1 protein-coding gene (only partly in view) is annotated in these 15,532 nt (G+C 69.4%); it reads left to right on the top strand.

Features of this window, described 5'->3' with window-relative positions; genetic code table 11:
- The first annotated feature begins 28 nt into the window (after positions 1 to 28).
- On the top strand, positions 29 to 15,532 hold the 5' portion of the coding sequence (locus tag JQX13_RS36530; RefSeq protein ID WP_203404054.1) for a non-ribosomal peptide synthetase. The gene runs 10,788 nt beyond the window's last position; only the first 15,504 of its 26,292 coding nucleotides appear in the window; the start codon lies at positions 29 to 31; its stop codon lies beyond the right edge, outside the window.

Below are 15,532 nucleotides of genomic sequence, written 5' to 3'. Positions count from 1 at the left end.
ACATCTTCGACGGAGCATTGCCAGTCTTATGAACGATCTGTCCAAGCGCATCGCCAACCTTCCGCCCGAGAAGCGAGCGGAGCTGCTGCGCCGACTGGAGCAGGCGGGTAACAAGGTCTCACGTCCCACCGCGCGGGTCCGCGAGCAGGCCCGCCCGCTCCCGCTGTCGTTCTCGCAGCAACGCCTGTGGCTCCTGTACCAGTTCGAGCCGAGCAGCGTGGCGTACAACCTGCCCAACATGCTGCGCATCCAGGGCCGGCTGGACACGGACCTGCTGGAGCGCGCGCTGCGCACGGTGATCGAACGGCACGAGAGCCTGCACACCACGTTCCGGTCCGGCGACCAGGGTCCGGAGCAGGTGGTGGCTCCGTCCGTCCACTTCACGCTGGAGCGCTCCGACCTGATGTCCCTGCCCGCCGAGCGCCGCGAGGAGGCGGTCCAGGAGCATGCGCGCGCCGAGGCGCAGCGCCCCTTCGATCTGACCACCGGGCCGCTCCTGCGCGCGGGAGTGATCCGGCTGGGCGAGCAGGATCACGTCCTGCTCGTGGTGCTCCATCACATCGTCACGGATGGGTGGTCCTTCGGCGTGCTCGCGCGCGAGTTGCTCGCCTGCTACGACGCCTTCTCCTCGGGCAAGCCGCTCGCGCTCCCGCCGCTGCCGGTGCAGTACCCTGACTTCGCACTCTGGCAGCGCGAGCGGCTCCAGGGAGCGTTCCTCCAGGATCAGGTCGCGTACTGGCGCAAGCAGTTCGAGGGCGCTCCCACGGCCCTGGAGCTCCCCACGGATCACCCGCGTCCCGCGCTGCCCACCGGCCGGGGCCGGGAGCACGTCTTCGCCCTGCCTCGCGAGCTCTCGGAGGCGGTGCGCGCGTTCGCGACCCGCGAGGGCGCGAGCAGCTTCATGGTGTTGATGGCGGCGTTCAACGTGCTGATGTCGCGCTACAGCGGGCAGGAGGACGTCTGCGTCGGGACGCCCGTCGCGGGACGCAGCCACGCGGAGCTCGAGGGGCTCATCGGCTTCTTCATCAACACGGTCGTCATCCGCTCACGTCCCGTGGGAGGGCTGTCGTTCCGGCAGTTCCTGAAGGAGGTGCGCGAGAGCTCGCTGGGCGCCTTCTCCCATCAGGAAGTGCCGGTCGAGAAGCTCATCGAGGAGCTGCGTCCGGCGCGAGAGCAGGGCCGCAATCCCCTCTTCCAGGTGGTGTTCGCGCTGCTGCCGCAGCAGGGCGCCTCCATGAACGTCGCGGGCCTGGACGTGCGCATGGCCCCGCTCACCTCGGGGGCCGCCACCTTCGAGCTCACCGTGCTGATGTCGGACCGTCCGGAGGGCTTCACCGGGCGCATCGAGTACAGCACGGACCTCTTCGAGCCGGAGACCGTGGCTCGCATGGCCGAGCACCTGCGGGTCCTGGTCTCGGCCGCCATCACCACTCCAGAGCGGAAGCTCTCCGAGCTGCCCCTGCTCTCCGAGGAAGAGAAGAGCAAGGTGCTCGTCGAGTGGAACGACACGCGTGTGGACTACCCGCGTGACTCTTCCATCCACGCGCTCTTCGAGGCCCAGGCCGCTCGCACTCCCGACGCCATCTCCGTCGAGTTCCAGGGCGCTCACCTCACCTACCGCCAGCTCGACTCTCGCGCCAACCAGCTCGCCCGGCACCTGCTCGCTCTCGGCCTGCGTCCCGGCCAGTCCGTGGCCCTGTGCGTCGAGCGTTCCCTGGAGATGGTCATCTCCACCCTCGCCATCCTCAAGGCCGGTGGCGCCTACGTTCCTCTCGACCCCTCCTACCCCCGCGAGCGCCTGGAGTTCATGCTCCTGGACGTACGCGCTCCCCTGCTGCTCGCCCAGCGTCACCTCGCCGAGCGCCTGCCCTCGGGCCACTCCCGTCTGGTTCTCCTCGAGTCCGACGCCCTCCTCATCTCCCAGCAGAGCGAAGCGTCTCCAGGCATCGCCTCGGCTCCCGAGGCGCTCGCCTACGTCATGTACACCTCGGGCTCCACCGGCCTGCCCAAGGGCGTGTGCATTCCCCACCGGGGCGTGGTGCGCCTCGCCATGTGCTCGCGCTTCGCCGACTTCGGCCCTCGCGAAGTCATGTTGCAGCTGGCGCCCATCTCCTTCGATGCCGCCACCTTCGAGCTGTGGGGCAGCCTTCTTCACGGCGGCAGGCTCGTCGTCCTCCCGCCCCACGCGCCCTCCATCGAGGAGCTGAGCCAGGCCCTGAAGAAGCATGGCATCACCCTCCTGTTCATTACCTCCGCGCTCTTCGACCAGGTGGTGGCCACGCAACCCGAGGCGCTCATTCACGTGCGTCAGGTGTTCACCGGCGGCGATGTGCTCGTCCCGGAGCGGGCGAAGACCCGGCTGGCGCACGGTGGCCAGCTCGTCAACGCCTACGGCCCCACCGAGAGTACCACCTTCGCCACCTGCCACCTGCTCACCCGCCAGGAGCAGGTGGGCCACAACGTGCCCATCGGCCGCCCCATCTCCAACACCCGGGTGTACGTGCTGGACGCGCGGCTGCAACCCGTACCCGCCGGCGTGCACGGCGAGCTGTACATCGGTGGCGACGGCCTGGCCTGGGGCTACCTCAACCGCCCGGAGCTCTCCGCCGAGCGCTTCCTCCCCAATCCCTTCGCCCTCACTCCGGGTGAGCGCCTCTACCGCACCGGTGACAAGGTTCGCTGGCTGGCCGACGGTACGCTCGAGTTCGCCGGCCGCCTCGACTCCCAGGTGAAGCTGCGCGGCTTCCGCATCGAGCTGGGGGAGATCGAGTCCGTCCTCGGCAAGCACCCCTCCGTTCTCCAGTGCACCGTCATCGCCCGCGAGGACAGGCCCGGCGACAAGCGCCTGGTGGCCTACGTCGTGTCCTCGGGCCAGCAGGCTCCCTCCGCCTCCGAGCTGCGCGCCTACCTCAAGGAGCACCTGCCCGAGTACATGGTGCCCTCCGCCTTCGTGGCCCTCGAGCAGTTGCCGCTCACGCCCAGCGGCAAGGTGGACCGCAAGGCCCTGCCCATGCCGGAGGCCTCGGTCTCCGACGCCGAGTACATCGCTCCGCGCACCCCCACCGAGCAGCAGCTCGCCACCATCTGGGCCGAGGTGCTCGGGGTGCCCCGCGTCGGCGCCGAGGACCACTTCCTCGAATTGGGCGGCCACTCGCTGCTGGCCACCCAGGTGATGGCGCGTCTGCGCCCCGCCTTCGAGGTGGAGCTGCCCATTCGCGCCCTCTTCGAGGCACCCACCCTCTCCGGGTTCGCCCGGAAGATCGATGAAGCGCGCGCCCGGCGGAGCCCCGGTGAGACGCTGGTTCCCGCCCTGCGGCCCATGGGTTCCACGGACGAGCGCCCCCTGTCGTTCGCGCAGCAGCGGCTGTGGTTCCTCGATCAGCTCGAGCCCAACAGCCCCTTCTACAACATCCCCTCGGCCACCCGGCTCTCGGGCCCGCTGGACCTCGAGGCCCTGCGCCGCGCCTTCGCGGAGCTCGTGCGCCGTCACGATTCCCTGCGCACCACCTTCTTCATCTCCGAAGGCGGCCTGCCCGCCCAGGCCCTCGCCGATTCCCTCACCGTCCCGCTCGACGTGGTGGACCTCCAGGACGTGCCCACCTCCGACCGTGAGACCCGGGCGCGCGAGCTGGCTCGTCAGGAGGCGCAGCGCCCCTTCAATCTGGCCCAGGGCCCGCTGGTGCGCACGAGCCTGCTGCGACTGGCCCCGGATGACCATGTGCTGCTCGTCACCCAGCACCACATCGTCTCCGACGGCTGGTCCATGGGCGTGCTCGTGCGCGAGGTGGCCTCGCTCTACGCCGCCTTCGCCTCCGGCCGGCAGCCCACCCTGCCGCCCCTGGCCATCCAGTACGCCGACTTCGCCCTCTGGCAGCGCTCGTGGCTCCAGGGCGAGGTCCTCGACGCGCAGCTGCGTTACTGGAAACAGCAGCTCTCCGGCGCTCCGGCGCACCTGGAGCTGCCCACCGACAAGCCTCGGCCGCCCAACCAGACCTACCGGGGCGCCCAGCACTCCTTCCTGCTGCCGCCCTCGCTCTCCGAGGCGCTCGCCACCACCAGCTCGAAGTACGGCGTCAGTCCCTTCATGACGCTGCTGGCGGCCTTCCAGGTGCTGCTGCACCGCTATTCCGGGCAGGACGACATTTCCGTCGGCTCGCCCATCGCCGGCCGCCGCAACACCGAGCTCGAGGGCCTCATCGGCTTCTTCGTCAACACGCTCGTGCTGCGCTCGCGCATTTCCGCTGGGGCTTCCTTCCGCGAGCTGCTGCTCCAGGTGCGTGACACCACCCTGGCCGCCTACGAGCACCAGGAGCTGCCCTTCGAGAAGCTCGTCGAGCAGCTCCATGTCCAGCGCGATCCCAGCCGTCCGCCCCTCTTCCAGGTGATGTTCGCTCTGCAGAACATGCCGGTTCCCGAGCTGACCCTGGGCGGGCTCAAGCTCTCGCCCCTGGAGCTGGACAGCGGCGTCTCCAAGTTCGACCTGTCCCTGTTCATGCAGGAGACCCCTCGAGGGCTCCGCGGGTTCTTCGAGTACAACACCGACCTCTTCGAGCCGGAGACCGTGGCTCGCATGGCCGAGCACCTGCGGGTGCTGCTAACGGAGGTCATCGCCCACCCGGAGGCCCGACTCTCCGAGCTGCCCCTGCTCTCCGAGGAAGAGAAGAGCAAGGTGCTCGTCGAGTGGAACGACACGCGTGTGGACTACCCGCGTGACTCTTCCATCCACGCGCTCTTCGAGGCCCAGGCCGCTCGCACTCCCGACGCTATCTCCGTCGAGTTCCAGGGCGCTCACCTCACCTACCGCCAGCTCGACTCTCGCGCCAACCAGCTCGCCCGGCACCTGCTCGCTCTCGGCCTGCGTCCCGGCCAGTCCGTGGCCCTGTGTGTCGAGCGTTCCCTGGAGATGGTCATCTCCACCCTCGCCATCCTCAAGGCCGGTGGCGCCTACGTTCCTCTCGACCCCTCCTACCCCCGCGAGCGCCTGGAGTTCATGCTCCAGGACGTACGCGCTCCCCTGCTGCTCGCCCAGCGCCACCTCGCCGAGCGCCTGCCCTCGGGCCACTCCCGTCTGGTTCTCCTCGAGTCCGACGCCCTCCTCATCTCCCAGCAGAGCGAAGCGTCTCCAGGCATCGCCTCGGCTCCCGAGGCGCTCGCCTACGTCATGTACACCTCGGGCTCCACCGGCCTGCCCAAGGGCGTGTGCATTCCCCACCGGGGCGTGGTGCGCCTCGTCATGGGCTCGCGCTTCGCCGACTTCGGCCCTCGCGAAGTCATGTTGCAGCTGGCGCCCATCTCCTTCGATGCCGCCACCTTCGAGTTGTGGGGCAGCCTGCTTCATGGCGGCAAGCTCGTCGTCCTTCCTCCGCACGCCCCCTCCTTCGAGGAGCTGGGGCAGACGTTGCGCAAGCATGGCATCACCACCCTCTGGCTCACCTCCGCACTCTTCGATCAGATGGTGGCCACGCAGCCCGAGGCCCTCTCTCACGTGCGCCAGGTGCTCGCTGGCGGTGACGTTCTCGTCCCGGAGCGCGTGAAGACCCGGCTGGCTCACGGTGGCCAGCTCGTCAACGGTTACGGCCCCACCGAGAGCACCACCTTCACCACCTGCAACGTCCTCACACGCCAGGAGCAGGTGGGCCACACGGTGTCCATCGGCCGTCCCATCTCCAACACCCGGGTGTACGTGCTGGACTCGCGGCAGCGGCCAGCGCCCGTAGGCGTGTACGGCGAGCTGTACATCGGCGGCGACGGTCTGGCCTGGGGCTACCTCAACCGCCCCGAGCTCTCCGCCGAGCGCTTCGTCCCCCATCCCTTCGCCCTCACTCCGGGTGAGCGCCTCTACCGCACCGGTGACAAGGTTCGCTGGCTGGCCGACGGCACGCTCGAGTTCGCCGGCCGCCTCGACTCCCAGGTGAAGCTGCGCGGCTTCCGCATCGAGCTGGGGGAGATCGAGTCCGTCCTCGACAAACACCCCGGCGTACGCCAGTGCGTCGTCATCGCCCGCGAGGACAGACCCGGCGACAAGCGCCTGGTGGCGTATTTCACCTCGTCCACCCAGGCTCCCACCGCGGCCGTGCTGCGCGCCTACCTCAAGGAGCACCTGCCCGAGTACATGGTGCCCTCCGCCTTCGTGGCGCTCGAGCAGCTGCCCGTCACGCCCAACGGCAAGGTGGACCGCAAGGCCCTGCCCGCCCCGGAGGCCTCGGTCTCCGACGCCGAGTACATCGCCCCGCGCACACCCACCGAGCAGCAGCTCGCGGCCATCTGGGCCGAGCTCCTGTCGGTGCCCCGCACCGGCGCCGAGGACAACTTCTTCGAGCTCGGCGGCCACTCGCTGATGGCCACCCAGGTCATCTCGCGCGTGCGCACCGCCTTCCAGGTGGAGCTGCCCGTCCGCGCCCTCTTCGAGGCCTCCACCCTGTCCGCGCTCGCCCGGAAGATCGACGAGACGATCTCCCAGCGGGCTGGTGGTGTGGCGCGGGCTCCTGCCCTGAAACCCACGCCTCGCACGGATGAAAGCCCCCTGTCGTTCGCGCAGCAGCGGCTGTGGTTCCTCGACCAATTCGAGCCCGGCAGTCCCTTCTACAACATCCCCGCGGCCCTCCGACTCTCGGGCCAGCTGGATATCGAGGCCCTGCGCCGCGCCTTCGCGGAGCTCGTGCGCCGTCAAGAGTCCCTGCGCACCACCTTCATCTCCCGCGACGGTCAGCCCGCCCAGGTCATCGCGCCGAGCCTCTCCGTCCCGATGGAGGTGCTGAACCTCCAGGACGTGCCCGCCTCGGAGCGCGAGCCCCGCGCCCGCGAGCTGATCCGCCAGGAGGCCCTGCGCCCCTTCGATCTGGCCAACGGTCCGCTGGTGCGCACGAGCCTGCTGCGCTTGGCCCCGGATGACCATGTGCTGCTCGTCACCCAGCACCACATCATCTCCGATGGGTGGTCCATGGGCGTGCTCGTGCGTGAGGTGGCCGCGCTCTACGCCGCCTTCTCCTCGGGCCAGCAGCCCTCCCTGCCGCCCCTGCCCGTCCAGTACGCCGACTACGCCCTCTGGCAGCGCTCGTGGCTCCAGGGCGAGGTCCTCGATGCGCAGCTGGGCTTCTGGAAGCAGCAGCTCTCCGGTGCTCCGGCGCATCTGGAGTTGGCCACCGACAAGCCGCGCCCGCCCATGCAGACCTACCGGGGCGCGCAGCTGTCCTTCCTGCTACCGCCCTCGCTTTCCCAGGCGCTCGCCACCACCAGCTCGAAGTACGGCGTCAGCCTCTTCATGACGCTGCTGGCCGGCTTCCAGGTGTTGCTGCATCGCTACACCGGACAGGACGACATCTCCGTCGGCTCTCCCATCGCCGGCCGCCGCAGCACCGAGCTCGAGGGCCTCATCGGCTTCTTCATCAACACCCTCGTCCTGCGCTCGCGCTTCTCCTCCGGCATGTCCTTCCGCGAGCTGCTGCTCCAGGTGCGTGACACCACCCTGGCCGCCTACGAGCACCAGGACGTCCCCTTCGAGAAGCTCGTCGAGGAGCTCTCTCCCCAGCGCGACCCCAGCCGCCCGCCCCTCTTCCAGGTGATGTTCGCCCTGCAGAATATGCCGATCCCGGAACTGGCCCTGGGCGGCCTCACGCTCTCGCCCCTGGAGTTCGAGGGCGGCATCTCCAAGTTCGACCTGTCCCTGTTCATGCAGGAGACCTCGCAAGGGTTGCGAGGAGTCCTCGAGTACAACACCGACCTCTTCGAGCCGACGACCATCGCCCGGATGGCCGAGCACCTGCAGGTGCTGCTGTCGGCGGTGGTGGCCTCGCCCGGCCTGCCCGTGTCCCGGCTGCCGCTGCTACCCGAGGCCGAGAAGCACAAGCTCCTGGTGGAGTGGAATGACCTCCCGCTCGACTACCCGCGAGAGGCCACCCTTCATGAGCTCTTCGAGGCCCAGGTGGAGCGCACGCCCGGCGCCGAGGCCCTCGTCGATGGCACCCGCTCGCTCACCTACGCCGAGCTCAACGCCCGCGCCAACCAGCTCGCCCACAGCCTGCGTGCCCTGGGCGTGGGCCCCGAGACGCCCGTTGGCATCTGCTCCAGGCGCTCGGCCGACCTCGTCGTGGGCCTGCTCGGCATCCTCAAGGCCGGCGGCCTCTACGTCCCGCTCGACCCCGCCTACCCTCGCGAGCGTCTGGGCTTCATCGTGGAAGATGCCCAGCTGCGCTTCCTCGTCGCCCAGTCCGCGGTAACCGACAGCCTGCCTGCGCACTCCGCTCATGTGCTGCTGCTCGACAAGGACGCGGAGGCGTTGTCTCGCGCCCCCACCCACAATCCCTCGCGTGCGGCCTTCAGCGGCAACCTCGCCTACCTCATCTACACCTCGGGCTCCACCGGCCGCCCCAAGGGCGTCTCCATCGAGCACCGCAACGCCGTCTCCTTCCTCTTCTGGGCTCGCTCTGTCTTCTCCCCGGAGCTCCTCTCCGGCTTGCTCGCCTCCACCTCCATCGCCTTCGACCTCTCTGTCTTCGAGCTCTTCCTCCCCCTGAGCCTCGGCGGCACCGTCGTGTTGGCCAACAACGCCCTGGAGCTGCCCAACCTCCCGGCCGCCCATCGCGTCTCCCTCGTCAACACCGTCCCCTCCGCCATGTCGGAGTTGTTGCGCTCCGGCGGCCTCCCCTCCTCCGTCCGCGTCGTCAACCTCGCTGGCGAGCCCCTGGCCACCTCCCTCGTCCAGCACCTCTACCAGCAGCCCGGCCTCTCCCTCGTCTACGACCTCTACGGCCCCTCCGAAACCACCACCTACTCCACCTTCACCCTCCGCCACTCCGACAAGCCCGCCACCATCGGCAGGCCCATCTCCGGCACCCGGGTCTACCTCCTCGACGCGCACCTGCAGCCGGTACCCACGGGGGTGCCCGGTGAGGTGTTCATCGCCGGTGCCGGTGTCTCCCGCGGCTACCTCGGCCGCCCCGAGCTCACCGCCGACCGCTTCCTCCCTGACCCGTTCAGCTCCACGCCGGGCTCGCGCATGTACCGCACCGGCGACCTCTCCCGGTACCGCGCCGATGGCACCCTCGAGTACCTCGGCCGCACCGACTTCCAGGTGAAGGTGCGTGGCTTCCGCATCGAGCTGGGTGAAATCGAGTCCGTCCTCGACAAGCACCCCGGTGTGCGCCAGGTGGTGGTGGTCGCTCGCGAGGACAGGCCCGGCGACAAGCGTCTGGTGGCCTACCTCACGCCCTCCAGCACCGAGGCTCCCACCACGGCCGAGCTGCGCGCCTACCTCAAACAGCACCTGCCCGAGTACATGGTGCCCTCCGCCTTCGTGGTGCTCGAGCAGCTACCGCTCACGCCCAATGGCAAGGTCAACCGCAAGGCCCTTCCCGCTCCGGAGGTCTCCATCGACTCCGCGACCGAATACATCGCCCCGCGCACCCCCACCGAGCAGCAGCTCTCCGCCATCTGGGCCGAGGTGCTCGGGGTGCCCCGCGTCGGTGCCGAGGACCACTTCTTCGAGTTGGGCGGCCACTCGCTGCTGGCCACCCGTGTCCTCTCTCGCCTGCGCTCCGCCTTCCTGGTGGAGCTGCCCGTCCGCGCCCTCTTCGAGGCCCCCACCCTCTCCGCGCTCGCGCTCAAGCTCGACGAGACCCGCGGCAACCAGAGCCGGGACACACTGCGAGTTCCCGCCGCGGTGCGCTCCGCGTCGCGCGCGGCCGAACAGCCCCTGTCGTTCGCCCAGCAGCGGCTGTGGTTCCTCGACCAATTCGAGCCCGGCAGCGCCTTCTACAACCTCCCGGCGGCCCTGCGGCTCTCCGGCAGCGTGGACACCGAGGCGCTGCGTCGCGCCTTCGAGGCGCTCGTGCTCCGTCACGAGTCCCTGCGCACCACCTTCGCCTCCCGTGATGGCGAGCCTGTCCAGCTGATTGCTCCGACGCTCTCCGTCCCCCTCGATGTGGTGGACCTCCAGGACGTGCCCGCTTCCGAGCGTGAAGCCCGGGCCCAGGAACTGGCTCGCCAGGAGACCCAGCGTCCCTTCAATCTGGCTCGTGGTCCGCTCGTGCGGACGTGCCTGCTGCGTCTGGCCCCGGATGACCATGTGCTGCTCGTCACCCAGCACCACATCGTCTCCGACGGCTGGTCCATGGGCGTGCTCGTGCGCGAGGTGGCCGCGCTCTATGCCGCCTTCGCCGCGGGCCGGCAGCCGTCCCTGCCGCCCCTGCCCATCCAGTACGCCGACTTCGCCCTCTGGCAGCGCTCGTGGTTGCAGGGCGAGGCCCTCGACACGCAGCTGCGTTACTGGAGGCAGCAGCTCTCCGGCGATCCGGCCCTCCTGGAGCTGCCCACCGACAAGCCCCGTCCCGCCGTCCGCAGTCACCGCGGCGCACTGCACACCTTCCGGCTACCGCCCTCTCTCTCCGCGGCCCTCAACGCCACCAGCGCCCAGCACGGCGTCAGCCTCTTCATGACGCTGCTGGCCGGATTCCAGGCCCTCCTGCACCGCTACTCCGGACAGGATGACATCTCCGTCGGCTCTCCCATCGCCGGCCGCCGCAGCACCGAGCTCGAAGGCCTCATCGGCTTCTTCGTCAACACCCTCGTCCTTCGCTCGCGATTCTCTCCCGAGATGTCCTTCCGGGAGTTGCTGCTGCAGGTGCGTGACACCACCCTGTCCGCCTACGAGCACCAGGACGTCCCCTTCGAGAAGCTCGTCGAGGAGCTCTCTCCTCAGCGCTCCCTGGGCCACTCTCCTCTCTTCCAGGTGATGTTCTCCCTGCAGAACACTCCCACCGAGGAGCTGCGTCTGCCGGGCCTCACCCTGCGCCCGGTTGACTTCGACGTCTCCACCGCCAGGTTCGACCTTTCGCTCGCGCTCTCCGAGGGGCCCCAAGGCCTCACTGGCTTCCTCACCTACAACACCGACCTCTTCGAGGCCGACTCCGTGGCGCGCATGATGCGCCACTACCTGGTGCTCCTGGAGGGCCTCACTTCCCGTCCCGACACCGCCCTGCGCGAGCTGCCCCTGCTCTCCTCCGAGGAGCGCCAGCAGCTGCTCGTCACCTGGAATGACACGCGCGCGGACTTCCCCCGCGAGGCCACGCTCCACTCCCTCGTCCGGGCCCAGGCCTCTCGTACTCCCGACGCCATCGCCGTCGAGTTCGAGGACACGCACCTCACCTACCGGCAGCTCGACGAGACCTCCACCCGCCTCGCCCACCACCTACGTGCCCTGGGTGTCGGCCCCGGCACCCGCGTCGCACTCTGCTTCGAGCGCTCCCCCGAGTTGCTCGTCTCGCTCCTGGCCACCCTCCACGCTGGTGCCGCCTGGGTTCCCCTCGACCCCGAATACCCGCGCGAGCGCCTGGAATTCATGCTCCAGGACTGCGGTGCCTCCCTGCTGCTCACCCGCTCCTCCCTGCTCGAGGCGCTTCCCTCCACCCACGCACATGTCCTGCGGGTGGACTCGCTGGAGGCGTTGGACGCGTTGCCTCAGGGCACCTCTTCGTTGCCCACGCCCGACGCCAGCAGCCCGGCCTACGTCATCTACACCTCGGGCAGCACCGGCCGTCCCAAGGGTGTCCTGGTGGCCCACCGTGCCGCCGTCAACCACCTGCACTGGCGTCAGCAGCACTTCCCCATGGGGCCCCGGGACGCCTTCCTCCAGAAGGCCTCCTTCAGCTTCGACATCTCCGTCTGGGAGATGTTCGCCCCTCTGGTCGCCGGCGCTCGCCTCGTGCTCGCCCGCCCCGGTGGCCAGCGTGACTCCGAGTACCTGGTGCAGGCCGTGGTGCGTCACTCCATCACCCACCTGCACTTCGGCCCCTCTCCCCTCTCCGCCTTCCTCCAGACTCCAGGTGTCGAGCGCTGCCACTCCCTGCGCTTCGTCTTCTGCGGCGGCGAGCCCCTCTCCGCGGAGCTCCACTCCCGCTTCGTCTCCACGCTGAGCGCCCGGCTCGTCCACCAATACGGGCCCACCGAAACCTGCATCGACAGCACCGCCTGGGTGAGCCCCTCCCGCCCGGTGTCCACCCCCCCCATCGGCCGCCCCATCTCCAACACCCAGGTGTACGTGCTGGACGAGCGGCTGCGGCCCGTCCCCACCGGCGTGCCCGGCGAGCTTCTCATTGGCGGCGAGGGCCTGGCCTGGGGCTACCTCAACCGCCCCGAGCTCACCGCCGAGAAGTTCATCCCCAACCCCTTCAGTGACACCCCCGGCGCACGCCTCTACCGCACCGGCGACAAGGTGCGCTGGCTGGCCGATGGCTCCCTCGAGTTCCTCGGCCGCCTCGACTTCCAGGTGAAGGTGCGTGGCTTCCGCATCGAGCTGGGCGAAATCGAGTCCGTCCTGGCCCGCCACCCCTCCGTTCGCCAGTCCCTCGTCCTCGCCCGCGAGGACAGGCCCGGCGACAAGCGTCTCGTGGCCTATGTGGTGCTCTCGGGTCAGCAGACTCCCACCACGGAGTTGCGTGCGTTCCTCAAGGAGCACCTGCCCGAGTACATGGTGCCCTCCGCCTTCGTGGCCCTCGAGCAGCTACCGCTCACGCCCAATGGCAAGGTGAACCGCAAGGCCCTTCCCGCTCCGGAGGCCTCCGTCTCCGACGCCGCGTACATCGCCCCGCGTACGCCCACCGAGGAGTTGCTCGAGGACATCTGGACCAAGGTGCTCGGAGTGCCTCGCGTCGGCTCCGAGGATCACTTCTTCGAGCTGGGCGGCCACTCGCTGCTGGCCACCCAGGTCATCTCCCGCCTGCGCTCCGTCTTTCAGGTGGAGCTGCCCGTCCGCGCCCTCTTCGAGGCGCCCACGCTTTCCACGCTCGCGCGCAGGATCGACGAGGCCCGCGGCAATCAGGGCCGGAATGCGATGCAGGCGCCCCCGTTGCGGCCCGCGCCTCGCACGGGTGACATCCCGCTGGCGTTCGCGCAGCAGCGGCTGTGGTTCCTCGATCAGCTCGAGCCCGGCAGCCCCGTCTACAACATCCCCGCGGCCCTCCGGCTCTCGGGCAGGGTGGACACCGGGGCCCTGCGCCGCGCCTTCGAGGCGCTCGTGCGCCGTCACGAGTCCCTGCGCACCACCTTCACCTCCCGCGATGGCGAGCCTGTCCAGCTGATTGCTCCGACACTCACCATCCCGCTCGACATCCAGGATCTGCGGGACGTGCCCGCCGCCGAGCGCGAGGCCCGGGCCCAGAACCTGGCCCGTCAGGAGGCCCTGCGTCCCTTCGATCTGGCCAACGGTCCGCTCCTGCGCACGAGCCTGCTGCGCCTGGATACGAACGAGCACGTGCTGCTCGTCACCCTGCACCACATCATCTCCGATGGGTGGTCCACGGGGGTGCTCGTGCGCGAGGTGGCCTCGCTCTACGCCGCCTTCGCCGCGGGCCGGCAGCCCGCCCTGCCTCCGCTGCGCGTCCAGTACGCCGACTTCGTCTTCTGGCAGCGCTCCTGGCTCCAGGGCGAGGTGCTCGAGGCCCAGCTGCGTTACTGGAAGCAGCAATTGGGAGACGCGCCGCCCTACCTGGAGCTGGCCACCGACAAGCCGCGTCCCCCCATGCAGACCTTCCGGGGTGACAGCCTGCCCGTGACACTCCCCAGGGCCCTCTCGGAGGCCATCACGGCGCTCTCCACGCGCATGGGCGTCACGCCCTTCATGACGTTGCTGGCCGGCTTCCAGGTGCTGCTGCACCGCTACTCCGGGCAGGACGACATCTCCGTCGGCTCTCCCATCGCCGGCCGCCGCAGCACCGAATTCGAGGGCCTCATCGGCTTCTTCGTCAACACCCTCGTCCTTCGCTCGCGCTTCTCCGCCGACACGACGTTCCGCGAACTGCTGCTCCAGGTGCGCGACACCACCCTCGCCGCCTACGAGCACCAGGATGTCCCCTTCGAGAAGCTCGTCGAGCAGCTCCAGCCTCAGCGCGACCTCAGCCGCACGCCCCTGTTCCAGGTGATGTTCTCCCTGCAGAACGCGCCGGCCGAGGCCCTGAAGCTGCCGGAGCTCACCCTGCGTCCGGTGGAACAGTCGAGCGGCACATCCAAGTTCGACTGGACGCTCGCGCTCACCGACACGCCGGAGGGCTTCGCGGGAGGTCTCCAGTACAACACCGACCTCTTCGAGCGCGGAACCATGGCTCGGGCCGTGGAGCACCTGCGCGTGTTGCTGTCGGCCGCCGTGGCCCACCCGGAGACCCGGCTCTCCGAGCTGCCCCTGCTCTCCGAGGAAGAGAAGAGCAAGGTGCTCGTCGAGTGGAACGACACGCGTGTGGACTACCCGCGTGACTCCTCCATCCACGCGCTCTTCGAGGCCCAGGCCGCTCGCACTCCCAACGCCATCGCCGTCGAGTTCCAGGGCGCTCACCTCTCCTACCGCCAGCTCGACTCTCGCGCCAACCAGCTCGCCCGGCACCTGCTCGCTCTTGGCCTGCGTCCCGGCCAGTCCGTGGCCCTGTGCGTCGAGCGTTCCCTGGAGATGGTCATCTCCACCCTCGCCATCCTCAAGGCCGGTGGCGCCTACGTTCCTCTCGACCCCTCCTACCCCCGCGAGCGCCTGGAGTTCATGCTCCTGGACGTACGCGCTCCCCTGCTGCTCGCCCAGCGTCACCTCGCCGAGCGCCTGCCCTCGGGCCACTCCCGTCTGGTTCTCCTCGAGTCCGACGCCCTCCTCATCTCCCAGCAGAGCGAAGCGTCTCCAGGCATCGCCTCGGCTCCCGATGCGCTCGCCTACGTCATGTACACCTCGGGCTCCACCGGCCTGCCCAAGGGCGTGTGCATTCCCCACCGGGGCGTGGTGCGCCTCGTCATGGGCTCGCGCTTCGCCGACTTCGGCCCTCGCGAAGTCATGTTGCAGCTGGCGCCCATCTCCTTCGATGCCGCCACTCTCGAGCTGTGGGGCAGCCTGCTTCACGGCGGCAAGCTCGTCGTCCTCCCGCCCCACGCCCCCTCCATCGAGGAGCTGGGGCAGGCGTTGCGCAAGCACGGCGTCACCTTCCTGTGGCTCACCTCCGCGCTCTTCGATCAGGTGATGGCCACTCAGCCCGAGGCCCTCTCTCACGTGCGCCAGGTGCTCGCTGGCGGTGACGTTCTCGTCCCGGAGCGCGTGAAGACCCGGCTGGCTCACGGTGGCCAGCTCGTCAACGGTTACGGCCCCACCGAGAGCACCACCTTCACCACCTGCAACGTCCTCACACGCCAGGAGCAGGTGGGCCACACGGTGTCCATCGGCCGTCCCATCTCCAACACCCGGGTGTACGTGCTGGACTCGCGGCAGCGGCCAGCGCCCGTGGGCGTGTACGGCGAGCTGTACATCGGCGGCGACGGTCTGGCCTGGGGCTACCTCAACCGCCCCGAGCTCTCCGCCGAGCGCTTCGTCCCCCATCCGTTCAGCGACACCCCCGGCACACGCCTCTACCGCACCGGTGACAGGGTGCGCTGGCTGGCCGACGGCACGCTCGAGTTCGCCGGCCGCCTCGACTCCCAGGTGAAGCTGCGCGGCTTCCGCATCGAGCTGGGGGAGATCGAGTCCATCCTCGACAAGCACCCCTCCGTTCGCCAGAGCGTCGTCATCGCCCGC

The sequence above is a fragment of the Archangium violaceum genome (genome assembly GCF_016859125.1).
Classification (GTDB): domain Bacteria; phylum Myxococcota; class Myxococcia; order Myxococcales; family Myxococcaceae; genus Archangium; species Archangium violaceum_A.
The sequence above is the reverse complement of the archived record's forward strand: the minus strand, read 5'-3'. Positions and strand labels throughout refer to the sequence as shown.